We start from the raw sequence: 19,764 nt of genomic DNA on the forward strand, positions 1-19,764 counted from the left end.
TACCGTCTTTACTTTCGTCACCACGAGTATGCAGTTCGTCAAAGACTTTTCTGTATCGCCGCTGGCCTTCGTTTTTTTGTGCATATCAAAACAATAAAAATGAACAGAAAAGCAATTTTATCATGCGTTGTACTCTTCGCAATGATGTTAAGTAAAATGGTCTTTGCACAGGAGCAACCTCTTATTCAGATTGGTATCAAAGGTGGAAGCAGTATCAACAAGCTGAACACCGAGCTTGCAGACTTGGACGACAAATATGCAATTGGTCTCCATGTCGGTGGTATGGCACGTGTCAACCTCGGAAGAGCATACATTCAGGGTGAGGCACTTTTCAGCAAACGTAAAGCTGCGCTCAAACCACAGGGACAGACCGAATCCAAACTCAAATGGAATGCGATCGATATACCCGTGATGGTCGGTTATAAAATCTACCAACAGCAGGATATGAACTTTCGTGTATTTGCCGGTGCAGTATATAATTATACCCTGAATGACAATCTATCCCCTTTAAAGGCCATCAAAGAAGGTGTCAAACATTTCGATAAGTCCAATGTACAGTTTACAGGTGGTCTTGGGGTCGATATCCAAAGGTTCAGTATCGATGTCCGGTACGAACGTGGGTTTTCGGACTTGTCCAAATCTTTTAAATCCAAGCCACAGGCATTTTCCATTGGTGTAGGTTACTTCATATTCTAATACAACCCTTAACACATCAACCTTTGAAGGCAATCCTGTATTCGCTTTCAAAGGTTTTTGTCATATATTTGACTATTTTTGTCCCATGTTTCTCAAAAAAAACTATCTCCATCGGCACCTGTTTCTCACGCTCTTCTGGCTTGTCCTCTGGTTTGCCCTGTGGATACAAGTGAAACAGGATATGGACACAGCCAGTGCACTGATCCATAGCTCATTAGTGATGATCTGTTCCATTAGCATCTCGCAATTCCTGAGTGACAGCATCTTACCCAAAGCGATTAAGACACAAAAAATGAAGCCCTTTGTTTTCAAAGCTATCTTTTTCGTCCTTATTTTAGCGTTGCTGATCAGTGTGGTGGATGTTTATTTTATTATGCATAGCCAGGTGTTATCAGAGGATGAGCGAAACACACTTTTATTTGTTCAATGCTATAAATCTATTCCTTCTTCCTTGCTGATCAATGGCACAGCCTGTGGTATCCGTTTTTATCAAGAACATGCCAATATTCAGCAGGACCATAGCGAGTTGCAGCAGAACTTCCTGGAAAGCCAGCTCAAAATTTTGCAAGATCAGGTCAATCCACACTTTATGTTCAATGTATTGAACCATATCCATATCCTGATGAAAAAGAATGTGGATATGGCCGATTTTTTACTGTTAAAATTCTCCGATATCCTGCGCTACCAGCTCTATGAATGCAACCAATCATTTGTACTGCTGAGCCGTGAGCTACAATATTTACAGAATTTTATTACGATTGAACAGATGCGTTGGGGAGACGAGCTGGAGGTTGACTGCAGCTGGTCACAGTCAACAGAAGATCTACATATTGCACCGCTGATGCTCATCTGTTTTGTGGAAAATGCCTTCAAACATGTGGATCGACTTCCGAATCAAAAAGGTAAAATCAGCGTCAACTGCGCTGAGAAAGACGGCTATTTCCAATTTCATATCAGAAATAGCTATCAGACCTATCCCTTGCAGACATCAACAAGACACTCTGGTATTGGACTGGAAAATGTCAAAAAGAGGTTGGAGCTGCAGTATGAAAATCAGTATAGCTTAACCATTGACAAGCAAGACGACAGTTTTTGCGTCGACCTGACAATCAATCTTAACTGCTAAATGACTATGGAACAAACAAAGATGAAATGTATCATCGTGGACGATGAACCGCTGCTACGGCAGCATATTGCTGAAATGACCGAACAGGTTGATTTTCTCGAGCTCGTCGCAACTTTTCCTTCAGCCCTGGCGGCAGCCTCCAGATTGCAACAAGGCGATATTGACCTTATTTTTTTGGATATCAATATGCCTTATCTCAATGGTATTGATTTTTTGGAATCACTTGAAAATCCTCCGTTATGTATATTCATTACAGCCTATTCGGAGTATGCCCTGGAAGGATTCCGTCTTCAGGCAGTGGATTATCTTCTGAAACCTATTGTATTCCAACGTTTTTTTCAGGCAGCAACAAAAGCCTTTCAGCAATTTGTACAGCGAAATAAATCGACACAGGAACCTGTTGCCAACGATACCATGCTTTTTGTCCGGCAAGGTGATGCCTTTGTCAAAATCTCCTGGACAGATATCCTCTATGCCGAAAGCATGCAGAATTACACCAAGCTCCATTTTAAAGAACGGACCCTCACTATCCACCAGACCATGCTTGCATTGGAAGAGGCTTTACCGGGTAGCCATTTTTTCCGTATCCACAAATCTTATCTGGTCAATGTCAATCATATTGATATTATCTCAGGTGGAAGGGTATACATTCGGGAACAGGAATTACCCATCTCCCGTACAAAAAGAGAAGAGCTTCTCCAAAACGTGGTTTTTAAGAAGCTCCTTAGCCGTTAATAGGGCATATTCCATTTAAATCCTACCGAGGTATAGAAGGTCGGTGAAAAGCGAGGATCGGCCTGCTTCTTATCCTTGAAGAAACTCTTTAAGGACCGGTCGTTTTCAACATACATCCGGGCGAGTGTGCTTCCCCCTGTTAGCTGCAATTTAAGATTCTTACCGAGGTTGAATTGAGGTTGAAGACCGGCCGTTAACAACATAAATCCGCCGAGTGTGGACTTCCCGTTCTTTTCCCGTTCAGCTGTCATACCATCCAGGTTGACTACTGCGCGAAGATCCATAAACTTGTTGACCTGATAAGCAGCGGCAAGACCCTGAGGGAAATTGACATTGAACTTGACCTTGCCATTGGTCTTCCAGTCAAAATACAGTCCCGGCAGAATCATCGGTACACCAAAGCTATTGCTCAATACCGGACCAAATCCAAAGGCAAGATTCGGCTTAAACCGTTTGATAAAAAGAACTCCCCCCTGTCCCAGGACATCCTTACCATTGACTTTGACTAGATCAGAATAAATACCGACCGAAGCAAAAGTCAATAGCGACCAGTTTTTCTTTAAAGAAGTCAAGTATTGCAGTCCGATTTCGGCATTCAACATTTCAGTCGGAAAAAGCTGTTGTTCATAATCGCGGTTTTGCATCTTTGCGTATGTAGCGCCCATTTTCCATGACCAGCGTTTGATATTACCCAAAGAATCCACTTTGGTCGACAAAGGTATTTCAAGATTGAATTGTATCCTTTTGAAATCACTTTTAGAGCCGGTCTTTACGCTATCTTCTGGTCGGATATAGTTTGACAGCGGAACATAATCGACAATAACTTGTCCAGATACTGCATTTTGGGCATGTGCTGTCAGCGTCGCTAAGCTGCTGAACAAGATGGCACATAAAACTTGTTTCTTCATGTTTTTTTCTGCAAAGGAAGGCCTCGATCCCCAGAAGCAGTAAACATTTTGACGTACCGCTGCTTTCCATTGACCAAATGCAAAGCTATTGCGATCTCAAAAAACGCAAAAGCCTTTTTCGGATCGTAAAAGGTTGTTTACGGATTGTAAACAATGCTATTTTCTTCTTTATCAAATTAATAATTTAGTGATCAATGGCCCTATCCAATTGGAATTGATAGTCGCCTGTTTCTGAAGGATAAACTGTAAGAACATTTTAACAGGTAAAAAATGAGCAAAATATTTAAGATTGTTTTCACCATTTTGTTGATCACCAACAACAGCTGTTCCAATGGACAATCCAAACAGGAATGTCTGGATATGCTGGATGATAACCTTGCTTTGCTTGAGCATCTTTTGAATAACGATAAACATGTTGCCACAGATTTCAAAGAAATGCAGACTACCTTCAGCAATCAACCTTATCAAAAAGAAAATAAGACCAAATTTGACGAAAGCTCTCATTTTCACAAGGGATATCCGCCCATAACGGAATATATCTATCCAAATACATTCATTAAATTAAAGTTCGACAGATTTAATATTGCTCATACATTAGACAAAGATTATCCATTCACAATGGATTTTATCAATAATATTGATCAGGCGATATTTAAGTTGAAAAAAATCTACTTTCTGGATGGATCAGTCCGGGATCAAGAAATAAAGGTTGTTGACAAAATCGTTTCGGAGCAGCTTGGTGACCAGACCTTGGTCCTCTCAGGAACAAAACCCATTAAGAGTTTCGATTATAGCATGGAAACTCACCTGAACAAAGAGGTTAGTTATGAAATTACCAGAACAGGGCAACGTATAGAAACCTCGGCTGGTAGCATTGAAGTGATACACTGCGGCAATGGGTATGTGCGGATTAAAACATCTGAACCCATGCGGCATCTTGTACGAATTTTGGCTACAGATGAAAAAGGGCGCCAATTGACAACAGTAGCAGCCGAACAACGGAATGCCTACAAAAAAGACGATTTACGTGTTTATATTACAAACATGGAACAGGCGAAAGCCCTTTTGGATAAAGACGAAATCACTTGTGCAGAGGTCCATCAGAAGTACTCATCCGAAATATTGAATGCCGAACTGGATGGAATGGCTGATTCCTTATTTCTGACGCAATATTTTGTATCTGATTTTAAGAAAGCATCTATCGTATTCTGGGATAATACAAAAGAGGTCAAACAAGTGTATGAACGGAATTCCGCAGATCAAACGGACCTGCGGCCTGAAGACTTTTACGAAGCATGCTCCTGTGTTGTTGCCCAGGATAAAAAATCAGAGTTGTACGGTCTTATTGGCTTGGAAGGCAACTGGATCATTGAGCCAAAATTTTTAGAGCTTAATGCACAATGGGGAACCGAAGGACTGTTTTGGGGCCTGACTGATGTTGACAAGAAGCGGGTTGAATATGTATTTGATAAGGAAAATAAAAAGCTTACAAAAACACGCAAATAGCAGGGCCTCTCAACGCATTGGCGGTGTAAGTCGATGATAGATTATCCTCACTTAAATACCTGTGATGAAACACACTGTTGAATTCAAGCAAAATGACATTGATTTTGATTAGTCGACCAAGGCTACAGCAGAATATCGCTGATACGATTTGTTATTGACTGCTCAGTTTTAGCACGGAGACCACCAATGTATAGATTGCGCTTTACCATCTTTAAAGTACATTCTGATATGACCATCCACGATCCCTTCATTGTCCTCCCGCAATCTGATTACCCACAATTTCCCCGCTTTATCCATCCCTTGTCGTTCATTCACAGCTGTAGGGAAAAGCTGTTGTATGTCTTCTATCGTTGTGTTCGCATCTATCCGGATCCCATTGTAGCTGATAAAATTTCCATTCAAAAACCAAAAATCTTCTACTGCAACACTATCGCCACTGGTTTCAAAACGTGAGCCACTTTTGTACAGATATTTATCGTCTGGAGCTTCGGTATCAAAAATGGTGACACAGGGTGCTTCATCTTTTAGCAGTTGAATACTATCGGGCCGACCAAAAACTTTTTCAAAATCACTTCGGGTAAAAAACCTGTCCAGCTTACCGTTAAACTTGATATCCTTGACCAACATCACATCTCTTAATGCATATCCGCTGCCCGTCTTGACAATCGTTGCTTTGGAATAACATAACGACGAAAGATCATGTTCTTGTGCAATACGCTTGTCATATCTCAAGGTTAGGGAATTATCGGGGTCATTTGTTATATCTAAAAGTTGTCCGGTTTTCTGATGAAATTCCAACCAGCCCACGGCATGTTCTACCAGTCTTTTTTCTGAAGGATTTTCCGAAATATCATTAATAACATACAACTTGATCGTCAGCTTTTCAGGGCCTAGGTAAGCCACTGCGACCTGAACAAGTGTATTACCAAATTGACTAAATGCGATTGCATTGCTTGACTTCACCAATTGCGTTATAACTTGTTCGCAAGAAACAGTATTATTTTTCGGAACGATAATTTTCGCATCAACAGTATCGGTTTTCTGCTGTGCCTTATTGGTCGACTGTCCCTGGCATGAGAAAAGGACTAATACAAAAAAGACAGCTATTCTTGACATATTATTTAGTTCGTTTTGGACAGGGCATCTATTTACCTGCGGGTCTTTATTTCTTTTTGGTCGTACGTTTAAAAATTCTTGTTTCGACAGTTCCGGTTTTCACCATATTTCCTGTTTCATCCCATATAATCGATTTTGCCCTTAAATTCAATTTCCCTTTTATAACCTCCATTTCCAGCTCGTCATTAAGTCCCAGCTTGGCTGGGATAAACAAAACCTTTCCTTTTAATTGAGCCCGAAAAGTCCTTGGTGGAGCCTCACCGCTACCGATATCTTTAAAATTTGCATATTCATTACCCGGTTCAAACCAGATCACAACGGTATTGGTCTGAAATCGGGTCTCATATGCCCACGTACCCGTAAAAGCAGATTTTATACGATCGGGAATTTCCAGGGTCTGCGCCCCCGAACGTCCTATGAAAAGAATGAATATAATCAATAAAATAGGTCTCATCTATCATTAATGGCTAAATTAAATTTGTTTACGCAGGTATTTTCAGCATAAGATCAATCCTGAAGCCAATTTCGGCTTATGTATAATCTTATCGTATAATACCATTTTGGCGCTTTAATCAAAGTAACCTCAACAATTTTATTGCCAAAAAGTGTGCAAAGCAAATTATTGAATATCAATCCTACCAAACCCCATTCGATGTATTTACGCACAAATTCGCCAACACTTTTGGTTTCCGTTTTTCTGAACAGATTTTTCCGGTGAGTCCGCACCCTGTCAGGGGAGATAAAAAGCTTTTCTGCGATCTGTGGACTGGAGTTTCCTTTAGCTACTAAAGCCAGGATTTCCATCTCTCGCTTGGATAATAGCGGAATAGCACATTTCGACTCTCGATAAACGCATAGAACTCTCTTAATTTGGATATTTAAAATTATTATCGTAATATTGCGATATAATAAAACAAGATGGGACTTACAAAGACAGAAATTTTCGCTGATGAACAGAATAAACTGGCTGTAGCATTTAAGGTTTTAGGACACCCCGCACGTATAGCTATCCTTCAATATATTATTGACAAGAAAGCATGCATCTGTAATGATCTGGTTGATGAACTAGGGCTAGCACAGGCAACTATTTCCCAACATCTTAAGGAATTAAAAAATACAGGAATAATACAGGGGACAATTGAGGGAAAATCTGTTTGTTACTGCATTAATGAAGCAGTCTGGAAACAAATGCAACAGGAGTTCAACGCATTTTTCAATCAGGACGTAAACATTTCAAGTTGCTGTAAGTAACTTTTTTTTGAGTAAACACATCGTAATATTGCAATATATAGTTTTTAATAAATAATAAAATTAGTCTTTTATGAAATTATCAGAAATCAAAGAAATTTTAGCAACATTGGATCATGTTGATTTTCAGTTGGAAAATGGCACATTTGTTCCTGAACACTTCCATGTCACCGAAGTAGGTCAGATCACAAAAAATTTCATTGACTGTGGTGGTGTTATCCGTCAGGAGAAAGTGGTCAACTTCCAGCTCTGGAATGCGGATGATTATGAGCACCGTCTAAAACCAAGCAAACTATTACATATCATCAATTTGTCTGAAGATAAATTGGGTATCGAAGATGGGGAAATTGAAGTGGAATACCAAAGCGGTACGATCGGCAAATACGATCTTGACTTTAATGGTAAAACCTTTGTCCTGAAAAACAAGACCACAGCCTGCCTTGCCCAGGACGCTTGTGGTGTACCATCAGAAAAGTTGAAAATAAATCTTTCTGTGTTGCCCGTTAGCGGATCCTCTTGCTGTACGCCAGGCTCAGGCTGTTGTTAATCACTTAAAATTTCCGCAATAATGTATCAAAGAATAGAAGAAATAATCAGCACGATTACCAGCAGACAACAGCTATCTGAGGAGCGTAGGGCGGCATTGAACCCCTTGATTCAATTTATTCAGGACAAGGTTGATCGTGGACAGCCGATCAACCTCAATTTCATTTGTACCCACAACTCCCGTAGAAGCCATTTATCTCAGCTTTGGGCGCAGGTGGCAGCATCCTTTCATCACATCCCAGCGGTGAACTGCTATTCAGGGGGGACGGAAGAAACTGCTTTATTTCCTAAAATCGCGGAAACATTGGTTTCACAAGGATTTGAGGTTTTTAAGATCGCAGACACAGATAACCCAATCTATGCAATAAAATATGGCGACAACGACCCGCCAGTAATCGGCTTTTCAAAAAAATATGATAGTCCATTCAACCCAATCTCTGGCTTTGCTGCAATCATGACCTGCTCACAGGCGGATGGCGGATGCCCTTTTATTCCCGGTGCTGAGAAAAGGATACCGATTACTTTTGAAGATCCCAAGATTTCAGATGGTACAGCAGAACAAACATTGGTGTATGCAGAACGTAGTTTAGAAATTGCGGCTGAAATGTGTTATGTCTTTTCAACTATTAAAAGCTAACCCATGCAATCGAAATTAAAATTTCTTGACCGTTACCTCACCTTATGGATTTTTCTGGCCATGGTTCTTGGTATTTCTTTGGGTAATTTTTTTCCGGCTTCTGCACTATGGATCAATAGCTATAGCAGTGGAACAACAAATATACCACTTGCCGTCGGACTGATTCTCATGATGTACCCGCCATTGGCCAAGGTGCGTTATGAACAGGTTGGAAAGGTCTTCCGAAACCTAAAAGTTCTCGGTACCTCCCTGGTTCTGAACTGGATCATAGGACCAGTATTAATGTTTGTATTGGCACTTTTATTTCTGAACGGATATCCTGAATATATGGTCGGATTGATCCTAATCGGGCTTGCTCGTTGTATCGCGATGGTTGTCGTATGGAATGAACTCGCAGATGGTAATAGAGAATATGCCGCAGGATTAATTGCGTTGAACAGTATCTTTCAGGTCTTACTCTATAGTTTATATGCTTACGTTTTTATCACTGTATTACCCCCACTTTTTGGGGTGACTGGGCTTTCCGTGAACATTTCCATTGCTGAAATCGCAAAAAGCGTCGCTATTTATCTAGGGATACCATTCTTCGCCGGAATTTTGAGCAGATATGGACTGATCGCCTTAAAAGGTGAAAATTGGTTTCAGAACCGTTTTATACCCTCGATCTCTCCGATTACTTTGATAGCGTTGCTCTTTACCATTGTGGTGATGTTTAGTCTCAAAGGCGAGATGATCTTACAGTTACCTTTGGATGTATTGCGTATAGCTGTCCCATTGCTGATTTATTTTGCATTGATGTTCACAATCAGTTTTTTTGCTGGCAAAAGGGTTGGTGCCGATTACTCACAAAGTACAGCCATTGCTTTTACGGCTGCAGGCAATAATTTTGAATTGGCTATTGCAGTCGCAATTGGCGTATTCGGCATCAATAGCGGGCAGGCTTTCGTCGGAGTGATTGGTCCACTAGTCGAGGTTCCCGCATTGATAGCACTTGTCAACCTCGCATTTTGGTTCCGAAAAAAATACGTTGTAAAAGAACTTGCTACTTAAGTATAGACTTATAATAAATCCCGAAGCCATGTCAAAAAACATGGCTTTTTTAAGGTATACTAAAAGGATATACACTTGGCATGTAAAGTTTTCTTAGTTACATGTTTTCCCCCTCAGTCGCTTACACAGAAGTATTTTCGAAAATTCCACTTGTGCAAAGACATTGCCTAGCCTCCCAATTCTTTGGACAAATAAATTTCAATCTCTTCTAATGAGGCTTTTTTATTTACAATATTCCCTTTCTTATCGATCAGTACAGCCGTTGGAAAAAGTCTAATATACATTTCAGAGGTTTTGACCGCATTTTCATCGAGATATTGCACCCATGGAAGTTGCTGTTCTAGGATTACTTTCTTCCAATTTTTAACACGCATAGTCCGGTCTGTCGATATGCCGATAATTTCAAAACCTCTGTCTTTGTATTTGCTATAGAGGTCAATCAGTTTTGGAAAAGCAGCAATACAGGGTTTACAGATCTAGCACAAATTATTCAAAGGTGAAATTCGCCATTACATCGATAAAAATTAATTTGCTGTAGCATAAAGCACAGTCAAATCGTTCTACCGGAAAGATTTAACAACATCATTTTACAAACCATTATATTAAGCCATGAAGTACATTTACCTACTAATTACCCTATTTATCTTTTCTGCCTGTTCGAAAGAAAAGGGATATGGTCGCTTTAACCTAAGAGATGGACAAGAGGTCGAGCTTTTGGTCAGTCACCATTATGGTGCTATTAACGATGCCCCCTTGTTATTACCACAAAAAGAATCAGCGGAGCTGCCTCTTTCAAATTTTAAAGATAGGGAGCCCGGATATAATTATAAAATAAAGGCCAAGATGGTCGCTTACAATGGCCCTGAACTGATGGATGGTGGCCCATCCGACGGTCTTCAATTTATTAAAATTATCAGTCGGGAGAAATATACAGGCAACGATTCTTTTGAAATATCGCTTATACACTCATTTATACCTGGACCGCCCCAAATCATACTTTGGAAAGAAGAAGATAAGTATCTCATCAACATTGGAACAAAGATCCAACTCACCTACACCGATAAAAAGGTTGGGGATCAACTGGAGGAAATCTGGCAGTACAATCATAAAAGATTGACTGATTATAGTTTGGTTTCCTTACCCCTTAAATGGAAATCCATTCAAGCGACTGTCACACATGACCCCAAAAATTTTGGAAAGGCTTACCTTGTATCCAATATCAAACTGGTCGAATAAGATGACATGTTAAGAAAAAACAATTCGGACAGTAGGCGAATGTGCTAAATGCGAGCCTACTGCCGAATCTGAGGTTATGTAAAAGATTTTAATAAAGTCCCTTAATAAACTGATAGTTCTTTTCAAGAATATCATCACTATGCCACAGCGTATCATCCTTTAGCATAAATAAGTAAAGGCTAGAAATATGTATCCCTTGAAAAACGACGATCAATGCAGAAAATATTCCTGTCAACACCATCAACCATACAAGGGGTTCTTTATGTTGATACCATGTACAGGCTGATCCGATCAATAAAGTGGTCTCAATGAGATACATAAAAGACAAATAGCCTCTTGAAATTTTAAACTTTCTCATGTTGTTTATTTTACTATTTCGAAAATCATATAAATTACCTGCCCTAAAACCACACTTATCAGTATCGTATCCAATAACAGATCCTTATTACGGTTTAATTCATTCAAATTCATCGCCCTTTTATTTTATTGACAGTACATACTTGGTTATTTCGGTCAGCTCTACTTCAGACAATTGAGGAAAGCCGGGCATCTGCGGATAATTTTCTCTTTTCTTACCGGGCGCTTTTATCCAGTCTTTCAATCCTTTTTCATTGCCGCGATAGATAGTTATCATTTCCTGAACTGGAGGTCCTACCAAGCGCTGTTTTTCTTTATGGCAGCTGGAACAATTTTGTTTAAATAACGCAGAACCTTTCGATAGATCTCCCAACGCGTGATCAATATCCAAGTTTCCAGCATCGCTGACCGGATTTTCCCGGGCCTTTTTACTCATCTGCTCAAATGCCTTAGTTTTTGCTGCCATCAGCTCGCGATGCTGATACAATGCTTGTTCGCGGTAGAGTTGACGGCTGCCTCCATAAACCAGAATAAAAAACAGGATACTGATAAAGACCTTCCAAAATTGTTTATCTCGTTTGAGTTCACTATCCGCGGACAATGCTTTCCAGGAAAACCACATAGCCACAAAAAGCATCAGCCCACCGAATACCATCAACTCAACGACTTCAAAACTTATCCCCTTTGCAGGTAAAGTAATCATAACAATGATGCCGCAGACTAACTGCAAACCAATTCCAAATGTGGTGATATAATATCCCTGTCTTTTTAACCTGTCTTGACTGAATGTCTCATACAAAAGATGTACCCTGTACGACTTTCGACCGTTATACCAAACAATAAATACACCTGTGACCGTTAGACAAGCACCAATAAATTCCAGATACCGAGGCAGCACATTGGGTAATGCCAGTGCGCTCAGAAAACCTTTGATATCCCCCCAACGTTCTGGAAATAACATCAGGTTGACATTTGTCAAGAAAATCGTTGGAACAATTAAAAAAATAAGCACAGCCAAAGCAATTATACTGATGTGCAAATACTTGTAGTTGGCCATTGCTCTCCAGGTATATTTATGTAAATAGGTCAACAAAAAAGCAATGGTTACCAACGGGATAATCATAAACCAGGCTAGCCCCGTTAACGCATTGGCCGAATAAAAATAGATGGTATAAAGCGTATTGATACTCAGTAAAGGAGCAACTCCCAATACGACTGCCATGCTCTTATTGACCGTCACCGTCTTGGCTATTTCATATGCAAATACATCGTAGTCATGATTTTTCAATCCCTTGACTTCCGCCCAAAGAGTAATAATGCTCCCTCCAACCATTAATTTCACGAATATGATATGAAGCAGAAATGAGACGATCAATAGAGTAACCAATAACCATTCGGGTAAGGGAAGATCCAAAGGCAGATCCCTTGGAACGGGCGTGGTAGATATATGTAATAAATTCACTTGCATTTTTAAACGTTCTTTTTTATTTTTTTGAAACTAATACTGAATCGCCGTATACTTTTACTGCTTGCTCGATATTCTGTAGCGGATTGACCGTAATACCTTCGACCTGAGCACCTTGCAGGGATTCTCCAGACCCTTGCAATTGCCTTATGTAAGCAACAATCGCTTCAAGTTCTTTTTTATTTCCGGGAAATGGTGGCATAAACGTACGTCCCTGGTGCATATTGGGGATATAGGCCAACATGGATTCCTCTTCCAGCGGCTTGCCCTTTCCGTACATTTTTTCAAAAACATCAACGATGGAATTGATGCCGTTACTGGTGTGACAACGGCTACAAGTAAGCATAAAAACATTTCTACCCGCTTCGATCTTATTTTCCGGCGTTATTTCCTGAACTGAAGTATAGGTGGCATGTTTTAAAATTCCGTCTTTTTTATACAGCGCATAGTCTTCTTCCCGCAACAAGTTCGAATACATATACCCACCGATTACATAAGGTTTTCGGACAAACTCACGTACCCGTTCGAAAATTCCCAGAAAACCAAAGATCAATAAACAAGGAACGATCACGACAGCAACGTTCACTTTTTGAGGTTTCCAGATTGCCCAGATCGCGAGTAGGACAGAAAGCACCGTAGCTCCAACAATAAAATATTTAAGTATATCATAATATTCAGCAAAGTCTATCGATCCCACTGCTGTACTCATATTTGCTTTCATAGTTTCAGGCATTGCATCCCAGTAATAAAGCGCCCCTGCAAGTGCGAACGGCGTCCAGCTTAAAATCCATTTGCCACCCAATCTGACCACCTGAATGCGGAGCGTTGATCCTTTTTTTGTAAATAATGTCGTCAGCAACATACCGAATACCCCGCCCATCAGCATAGCAACCGGTGTTCTAAAAAATAGCTGCGGAATATAAATTGGATTTGTAAAACCATTGAAAAGACTTTTATGCGTATTCCAATTGCCTGGATCCATCATAAAACTCAATATGGAAACGATAATAACCATGGTAATCCAGGAAGCAATACTCAAAAATGCACCAAATCGGATATGTTTCAACTTGGAGCGGAGCGATTTATTGGCACTCCCCCAGCTCAGGTAGTAGATAGAAATCAGGACCACTTCGGTAACGAAAACGATCCATTCGGTAAACCAAGCCCAATAAAAAACCCGAATTAAGCTTCCTATCGAGCTAGGGCTAACGAGTGCGACCGTAAACCATATCCCCACACCAGTCATCGCGCCAATGGTCGTCATAATGATAAAACCAACTTTCATTTTATTATGGATGAGCCTATCCCACTCCCAATCTGCAATTTGGTCCCTGCCAACACGCTGTACACCTTTAAACTCAAGCCAAGTAACGTAAGGAATAAAACCCACCGCAAGGCCATGATTGATCATTACATGTATAATCGCCACAGCTGCGATTAAAAATCGGTCATTCAACCAATCTAAATGAAACATTGGAAAATCCATCGCTATTCTTTTTTTCAAAGATCTAGCTATATTCTTCCAAAAAGCAGAAATAACAGTTCCGATGCCTTCTGTTTCTACCCGATCTCATTCGATAAAGAGTCGACATATTTCCATTTTCGTAACTCCCGTACATTAAGCAGCAAAAGCGTCTTTTTCATCAAGTGAAAAGAACGCTTTTGTCGCCGTTTATGCCTATTGGTTTTTTCTGAATTCCTCTGGGCTCCGTCCTTTCTTAGCTTTAAAAAATGTGATAAAATAAGGTACATTTTCAAACCCCAGTTCAAAAGCAATTTCCTTTACCGTTTTGAAAGTATGGTACAATAGGCGCTCCGCTTCCAATACGATACGATCCCTGATCAATGTACCACAGCTTATGGCTCTCTTCTCACGACAAATGCGGTTCAGATAATTTACTGAAATATTCAATCGTTCAGCATAGAAAGACGGGAATCGTTTGTGCTTATAATTTTCATCAACCAAGGACTCAAATGCAACTATTCTTTCCTCTTTTTCATCCATCTGTACAAATCCGAAGTTTTTGGTGATCTGGCGTCCTAGCATCTGAAGTAAAATATTCAGATAATTGCGCAGCACTTCTCTTGAGCCCAACTTTGCTATATCATATTCCACCTGCATCAAGTCCATCAAGTGAATACAGCGCTCAATTTCATCACTTGTCAATACAAAGCCATTCATATGGTTACATTTTAAAAAGTTAAAATAATGTATCACTTCAGTATTGTAACGCTGCATAAAAAATGCTTCTGTAAATAGAATCACGCATCCTTCAATGGGTACATGATGCTGGAAACTACAGACACAATTGCAACTTATGCTTACGATATCATGTCTGCCCATGGCGTACATTCTTTTATCCGCCACCAAAATCAGGTTTCCGCTCTTTATCAACATTAAACTGTAGAACGAGCGTGCATGCAATGTGTTCTGGTTTCCTTTGACCTGTAAATATTCGGCAATAGGCATAATAACAATCCCGTTGGAAGCCGAATCAATATCTTCTAGTCTTAAAAAATCTAGTTTTTCTTTTCGTATTACCATTATCTTATTCTTTTTCTTCAATAAAAAATTTAAAGGGAATGGTTATGCGATTGGAGGTTTAAAAATCCGATCAAAGATCCCCTGACACAAGGGGTTACCTTCCGTTAGCGGATGAGTTACTCTTAAAATTCGGGTAAAGGGTTGCTGCCGGGTCAGCTCTTGAACAAGCTGCACAAACAGCGGTATCTCAGCACTTTTCACTTTGATCAGCACATCGCTGGCCTCTTTTTGTTCCACTGTTTCCTCACTCAGGTAGCAGAAGCCCTTACAGGTAGCCGCAGGTTCATAGCGATAAACACATAGCTGCTGCTCAATATAATCTCGATTGCATTCAAAGCCAATAAATACCCACAATAGATTGGTTGCCTGTAGGCAAAGAGCCCAGGCCATCAACAGACAGAAAAGTCCTTTCAGCTTGTAGGATTTCATCGATATGGATTATTTCTTTATTTCGTTGCGCTATTACGTTCGCGGAGGTACTCCAAAATTGCGCGCGCATCTTCCTGTTGCAACCCCAGACTGATCATAGGTGACGCAAACTCCTTGCTCAGTGCTTTTGCATCAGGATCTTTTTCAAGCATTGTTGCCGGATCGAGCATCATATTCATGATCCATTCCGGTGTACGGCGTTTGATGACACCGTCCAATGACGGACCTACCAAGGTACGATCAAAGCCATGACACATGGCACATTTGGAGACAAATAACTCTACCCCCCTATTTGCGAGCTGTGCATCAAAGGGTTTGTGCTCAAAAGATACAACAGGACCTACCCCTTTGGCTCCTTCGGTTTTATAGTCCAACATTTCAGTTGCTAGAGATGCCGCTGCAGGCTCAGTAGCTTTGCCGGTTGATACCTTTTTCTTATCCCCATTGTCCGCACAGGCAAGCAGAACGATAAAGCCAAAACAGACAAGGATTATTGTGATTCTATTTTTCATTACTCTCTTTTTCTAATTGTTTAAAACAGTATATAGTATTCCCTTGTGCTATACCTTCAGCCGATAGGAGATTTGATAGCCAATCCCATTAGCCTAATCCAGCTGGATCAATAGTGCCAAAAGGGGGAAATATGTACAAATTGGATCGTTTACATAAAACGCCAATCATTGCATCCAATAAATTCGTTAAAAAGGTATTAGACGAGTGGAGGGTGGAAAATAGAAAAGATGGGGCGGTAAGCATAATCTTCTTTCAATTCTGCAAAAGCCAGTTTAATATATGCTCCCCCAGATGAAGAACTGTCAAAGGTAAAATTCAGGGCATTGTTGATAAAAACAACATCGATGATGCGAGTCTCAAGTTTTTTCTGCTCCTTTTCTTCATGTTCACGCATCTTTTTCATCAATATACATTGTCCTCTACAGGATAGCGCCTTTTCATTAAAGCGATTGATACATTCATTTTTGGCAATATAGTCTCTATTGAGTTCAAAAACAGTCCATACCCATACTGTGGAGAAGCTCTGGAGGAGCATCAATGGCAGTAAGATCCATATGAATTGTTTCGCTTTCATGAATTGACAGTATCGCAAATATAATAATTGTTGTCATTGGAGGTGCAATAATTTTAGAAGTAACAAAAAACTACTAGTCTATTGTATTTAAAGTAAGGTAATAAATGCATTCTTCAGGATAAGTGCTTTCGAACTTGATTTGTACGCATACGATTAGGTAAAGTGGAGTCTTAGGTTCAATTTTTATTCAGAGATCAGGTTCTTAAAATGAAATACTTTTCCACTATCGGGATATGCCTCCAGTTGGGCATCATCCAAGCCTTCCCTTGCGGTCGCAATAAAGAGATCCATTCCCGTAGGCCCTCCAAAACAACAGGAAGTCACATGTGGTGCATTTACTTGCACTTTATCCAATAGTTCTCCTGTTTCGATGTGCCACTTATAAACACCATAGCCATCCCAATGTGCCACCCATAAATGGCCATCAGGTCCTATGCACATACCATCTGGCATGCCAAGTTTATCAGGCACACGTACCAATGTATGGTATGCTTTTGAGAGGCCCGCTGTTTTATCCCAGGTAAACCGTCGGATTTCCCGTGTATGGGTATCGATAAAATACAAAAAACGGCCATTGGCAGACCATACGAGCCCATTCGGGATAGTCACCGCAGGAATAATGGTCTCCAAAATACCATCTCGAAAGCACAGCAGCTTTCCTTGATTTGGCAAAGCTTTCATATGCATTGTTCCGATCCAAAAATTACCAGCTGGATCAATCCCACCATCATTGGTTCGAATTTGACCATTATAGGTGTCCAAGGATGCGACAATTGATAAGCCCTGATCTTCCTTGTTCCAAATTGAAAGCCCTTCCTGCATGGCAATGAGAAATTTGCCGCCATCTTCTTCTAAAGGAACAATCTTACTGACATAGCCAGGGAGTTCCCAGAAAGTCGAAACATTGTTCTCCAAATTATACTGATGAATACGCTTTTGCAAGATATCCACCCAATACAAACTTTGATCATGCTTATTCCACAAAATGCCTTCACCGAGCAGACTTTTCGTTTCTAGCAATACCTGCGCTGTTTTTACATTTCTTTCCATAACTATTACGCTTCAAGCTTCTCTATCGATGTACCTATTTCTTAATCTTCTTGCATTAAAGCATTTCTACCCCCATCAATGAGATAGGTAGTTCCACTCGCAAAGGAAGCGTAAGTACTGGAAAGAAATACACACCAACCACCGATCTCTTCGGCTGTACCAAGTCGTTTAACAGGATGTCTATCGATAGTTTTTTGTCGCTCCTGCTCGGCATCCGGAAATGAATCGAACCATTTTTGATTTCCAGGGGTATCAATAAATCCTGGAGCGAGCCCTACCGTACGGATCGCCGGTCCCCATTCAACAGCCATGGCACGCACCAAGGACAATAAAGCCCCTTTTGTGACATTGTAGGGAAAACATCCCGGAATGGAAGCATAGGCATGGTTAGAGGCCATGATAATAATCACTCCAGGTGAGGCTTGCATCAGTAGCGGTTTAAGGGCCTTGGCCAACAGCCAATGGGAAGCGAGATTCAACGCACTGTTGTTCTTCCAATCCGCTAATGTACAGTCATCCAGGCCCCTGAAAACATTCTGTCCAGCATTGGAGACCAGTATATCCAAACGACCATACTCTTGTTGCAAAAGTAAAGCCAGCTCCAAAATTGCAGCTTCTTGAGACACATCAGTCTCATAATAAAATGTACGCCGCTGAAAGGGCTCCATTTTTGCAAAAAATGAAGCCACCATCGGATCATCACCAGTTAATTCAGCGCAGACTATCACTGTTGCGCCAGCCTGTGCAAATTGCATACTTACCCCCAGCCCAATTCCAGAAATACCACCAGTGATAAGGACAATTTTGTCTGTCAAATCAATTGTAAATGCCATTTACTTATAAAATTTACACGTAAAAACCTGGTCTAGGCTCCAATATCCCGGGATGCTTAAGCATTTCTTCTTCGATCAAGTCTACACCTAATCCCGGTCTCTCACTCAATATCAAATGACCATTCTTCACCATATCCTTAATTGGATGATCGATGACTTCATCCCTCCAGGGAACATCGTTGAACATAAATTCCTGTCTAAAAAAGTTTGGCACCGATGCACACACATGAGCACTTGCCAAGGTTGAAAGTGGCCCATTTGGATTATGTGGTGCCAACAATACATTGTAGGCTTCCATCATCGTTGCCATCCGCTTCATTTCCGAAGGTCCGCCACATCGCGTAATATCAGGCATCATAATATCACAGATATTTTTTTCCAGTACCGGTCGGATTCCATGTCTTGTGTAATGTCTTTCTCCGACACAGATCGACACATTGGAAGGTATGCGTTCACGCATAGCACGCAGGTTGTCCGCATTTTCTGGACCTGCAGGTTCCTCATACCAAGTGATATTCAATTCCGAAAGGCGTTGTGCCATCTGTACGGCTACCCGATAATTCAACATTGCATGGGTCTCAATCATAATATCAAAATTGGGCCCCACACCTTCACGAACCGCCTTACTCACTTCAAAAGCTAAGTCTTGCTGCTCAGCAGTCAAAGTTAGGTTAGCCGCCAAATCCTCTCCATAGAGGTAGTTTGTATGCGCAAAAGGATCAAATTTTAATCCTGTAAAACCGGCATCCTTCACCGCGCTCGCCTGTTTGGCATAATCTTGTGGATTGTGTCCGCCACCGGTAAACCAATAATTCGCGTACAGCAAGATTTCTTTGCGAAATGCACCACCCAGTAGTTCATAACAAGGTACGCCAAGCACCTTTGCTTTCAAGTCCAAGAGGGCCATATCAATACCCGATATCGCACACATACTCGCACCATAGGGCCCTATCCAGTTTAAGTCGCGATAAAGTTTGGTCCAGATAAAATCTGTTTTCATGGGGTCCAACCCAATGATCCGTTGGCCCACATGTTTGGCAGCCTCAAACACAATTGGACTACCTGGCCAGTTGGTAGCCTCGCCCACACCAGTATGACCTGTATCTGTATAAATCTTTAATAAAGTCCAATTGTATTTTACCCCCTCTACCAACCAGACTTTGACGTCTATAATCTTCATTCCGATTCAATTTT

24 protein-coding genes are annotated in these 19,764 nt (G+C 40.7%); 9 read left to right on the top strand and 15 right to left on the bottom strand.

What is annotated here, in order from left to right; all coding sequences use genetic code 11:
* The first annotated feature begins 99 nt into the window (after positions 1-99).
* The 3 genes from DFQ12_RS09145 (at position 100) to DFQ12_RS09155 (ending at position 2,557) form a co-directional block, all read left to right on the top strand.
* On the top strand, positions 100-696 hold the full coding sequence (locus DFQ12_RS09145; protein WP_120258627.1) for a porin family protein: 597 nt from the start codon (positions 100-102) through the stop codon (positions 694-696).
* 85 nt (positions 697-781) lie between these two features.
* Positions 782-1,822: a sensor histidine kinase gene (locus tag DFQ12_RS09150; protein WP_120258628.1), complete on the top strand. Its 1,041-nt coding sequence runs from the start codon at positions 782-784 to the stop codon at positions 1,820-1,822.
* Positions 1,823-1,828: 6 nt separating this feature from the next.
* Positions 1,829-2,557 carry a LytR/AlgR family response regulator transcription factor gene (locus tag DFQ12_RS09155; protein ID WP_208642482.1) on the top strand — a complete coding sequence of 243 codons (729 nt, stop codon included), beginning with the start codon at positions 1,829-1,831 and terminating at the stop codon, positions 2,555-2,557.
* Here the strand turns inward: DFQ12_RS09155 and DFQ12_RS09160 are convergent.
* Positions 2,554-3,465 carry a DUF6268 family outer membrane beta-barrel protein gene (locus tag DFQ12_RS09160; protein ID WP_120258630.1) on the bottom strand — a complete coding sequence of 304 codons (912 nt, stop codon included), beginning with the start codon at positions 3,463-3,465 and terminating at the stop codon, positions 2,554-2,556. The two genes, DFQ12_RS09155 and DFQ12_RS09160, sit on opposite strands and share 4 nt — an antisense overlap.
* Positions 3,466-3,735: 270 nt before the next feature.
* On the opposite strand from DFQ12_RS09160, the gene DFQ12_RS09170 reads away from it, so the two are divergent.
* Positions 3,736-4,971, top strand: a complete 1,236-nt coding sequence (locus tag DFQ12_RS09170) for a hypothetical protein (protein ID WP_147420368.1) — start codon at positions 3,736-3,738, stop codon at positions 4,969-4,971.
* 168 nt (positions 4,972-5,139) lie between these two features.
* Here the strand turns inward: DFQ12_RS09170 and DFQ12_RS09175 are convergent, their stop codons facing one another.
* The 3 genes from DFQ12_RS09175 to DFQ12_RS28650 are packed head-to-tail and all read right to left on the bottom strand — an operon-like array spanning position 5,140 to position 7,047.
* Positions 5,140-6,087: a hypothetical protein gene (locus DFQ12_RS09175; protein ID WP_120258633.1), complete on the bottom strand. Its 948-nt coding sequence runs from the start codon at positions 6,085-6,087 to the stop codon at positions 5,140-5,142.
* 46 nt (positions 6,088-6,133) lie between these two features.
* Positions 6,134-6,541, bottom strand: coding sequence for a hypothetical protein (locus DFQ12_RS09180; RefSeq protein ID WP_120258634.1), 408 nt, complete (start codon positions 6,539-6,541; stop codon positions 6,134-6,136).
* A 53-nt stretch (positions 6,542-6,594) separates the two neighbouring features.
* Positions 6,595-7,047: a response regulator transcription factor gene (locus DFQ12_RS28650; RefSeq protein ID WP_425275591.1), complete on the bottom strand. Its 453-nt coding sequence runs from the start codon at positions 7,045-7,047 to the stop codon at positions 6,595-6,597.
* On the opposite strand from DFQ12_RS28650, the gene DFQ12_RS09190 reads away from it, so the two are divergent.
* The 4 genes from DFQ12_RS09190 to arsB all read left to right on the top strand — a co-directional run bounded on the left by DFQ12_RS09190 (position 7,006) and on the right by arsB (position 9,568).
* Positions 7,006-7,338, top strand: a complete 333-nt coding sequence (locus DFQ12_RS09190) for an ArsR/SmtB family transcription factor (RefSeq protein ID WP_120258636.1) — start codon at positions 7,006-7,008, stop codon at positions 7,336-7,338. The two genes, DFQ12_RS28650 and DFQ12_RS09190, sit on opposite strands and share 42 nt — an antisense overlap.
* 70 nt (positions 7,339-7,408) lie before the next feature.
* Complete coding sequence (locus tag DFQ12_RS09195; protein WP_120258637.1) at positions 7,409-7,882, top strand: DUF6428 family protein; 474 nt, start codon at positions 7,409-7,411, stop codon at positions 7,880-7,882.
* 21 nt (positions 7,883-7,903) lie between these two features.
* On the top strand, positions 7,904-8,518 hold the full coding sequence (locus DFQ12_RS09200) for a low molecular weight phosphatase family protein (RefSeq protein WP_120258638.1): 615 nt from the start codon (positions 7,904-7,906) through the stop codon (positions 8,516-8,518).
* 3 nt (positions 8,519-8,521) lie between these two features.
* Positions 8,522-9,568: an ACR3 family arsenite efflux transporter gene (gene arsB, locus DFQ12_RS09205; RefSeq protein WP_120258639.1), complete on the top strand. Its 1,047-nt coding sequence runs from the start codon at positions 8,522-8,524 to the stop codon at positions 9,566-9,568.
* 167 nt (positions 9,569-9,735) lie between these two features.
* Here the strand turns inward: arsB and DFQ12_RS09210 are convergent, their stop codons facing one another.
* Entirely contained in the window at positions 9,736-10,044 is a 309-nt protein-coding gene (locus DFQ12_RS09210; RefSeq protein ID WP_120258640.1) for a thioredoxin-like domain-containing protein, read from the bottom strand.
* A 133-nt stretch (positions 10,045-10,177) separates the two neighbouring features.
* Between DFQ12_RS09210 and DFQ12_RS09215 the strand changes: the two genes are divergently transcribed.
* Positions 10,178-10,804, top strand: coding sequence for a hypothetical protein (locus tag DFQ12_RS09215; RefSeq protein ID WP_120258641.1), 627 nt, complete (start codon positions 10,178-10,180; stop codon positions 10,802-10,804).
* An 88-nt stretch (positions 10,805-10,892) separates the two neighbouring features.
* On the opposite strand, the gene DFQ12_RS09220 is transcribed toward DFQ12_RS09215, so the two are convergent.
* The 10 genes from DFQ12_RS09220 to DFQ12_RS09265 all read right to left on the bottom strand — a co-directional run bounded on the left by DFQ12_RS09220 (position 10,893) and on the right by DFQ12_RS09265 (position 19,750).
* Positions 10,893-11,162, bottom strand: a complete 270-nt coding sequence (locus DFQ12_RS09220) for a hypothetical protein (protein ID WP_120258642.1) — start codon at positions 11,160-11,162, stop codon at positions 10,893-10,895.
* A 120-nt stretch (positions 11,163-11,282) separates the two neighbouring features.
* Positions 11,283-12,629: a c-type cytochrome gene (locus tag DFQ12_RS09225; protein WP_208642484.1), complete on the bottom strand. Its 1,347-nt coding sequence runs from the start codon at positions 12,627-12,629 to the stop codon at positions 11,283-11,285.
* A gap of 16 nt (positions 12,630-12,645) precedes the next feature.
* Positions 12,646-14,112 (bottom strand): c-type cytochrome, encoded by a 1,467-nt coding sequence (locus tag DFQ12_RS09230; protein ID WP_120258643.1) that lies wholly within the window; start codon positions 14,110-14,112, stop codon positions 12,646-12,648.
* 192 nt (positions 14,113-14,304) lie between these two features.
* Positions 14,305-15,171, bottom strand: coding sequence for an AraC family transcriptional regulator (locus DFQ12_RS09235; RefSeq protein ID WP_120258644.1), 867 nt, complete (start codon positions 15,169-15,171; stop codon positions 14,305-14,307).
* 42 nt (positions 15,172-15,213) lie between these two features.
* Positions 15,214-15,600: a hypothetical protein gene (locus DFQ12_RS09240; protein ID WP_120258645.1), complete on the bottom strand. Its 387-nt coding sequence runs from the start codon at positions 15,598-15,600 to the stop codon at positions 15,214-15,216.
* Positions 15,601-15,617: 17 nt separating this feature from the next.
* The gene (locus tag DFQ12_RS09245) at positions 15,618-16,112 is read right to left on the bottom strand and encodes a c-type cytochrome (protein ID WP_120258646.1); all 495 of its coding nucleotides are present in this window, start codon (positions 16,110-16,112) and stop codon (positions 15,618-15,620) included.
* A 197-nt stretch (positions 16,113-16,309) separates the two neighbouring features.
* Positions 16,310-16,687 (bottom strand): hypothetical protein, encoded by a 378-nt coding sequence (locus DFQ12_RS09250; RefSeq protein WP_120258647.1) that lies wholly within the window; start codon positions 16,685-16,687, stop codon positions 16,310-16,312.
* A gap of 183 nt (positions 16,688-16,870) precedes the next feature.
* Complete coding sequence (locus tag DFQ12_RS09255) at positions 16,871-17,737, bottom strand: SMP-30/gluconolactonase/LRE family protein (protein WP_120258648.1); 867 nt, start codon at positions 17,735-17,737, stop codon at positions 16,871-16,873.
* Between the two features lie 41 nt (positions 17,738-17,778).
* Positions 17,779-18,570, bottom strand: a complete 792-nt coding sequence (locus tag DFQ12_RS09260) for an SDR family NAD(P)-dependent oxidoreductase (protein WP_120258649.1) — start codon at positions 18,568-18,570, stop codon at positions 17,779-17,781.
* Between the two features lie 13 nt (positions 18,571-18,583).
* Positions 18,584-19,750 (bottom strand): mandelate racemase/muconate lactonizing enzyme family protein, encoded by a 1,167-nt coding sequence (locus DFQ12_RS09265; RefSeq protein ID WP_120258650.1) that lies wholly within the window; start codon positions 19,748-19,750, stop codon positions 18,584-18,586.
* Between the last annotated feature and the right edge of the window lie 14 nt (positions 19,751-19,764).

The sequence above is a fragment of the Sphingobacterium detergens genome, from assembly GCF_003610355.1.
In the GTDB taxonomy this organism is placed as follows: domain Bacteria; phylum Bacteroidota; class Bacteroidia; order Sphingobacteriales; family Sphingobacteriaceae; genus Sphingobacterium; species Sphingobacterium detergens.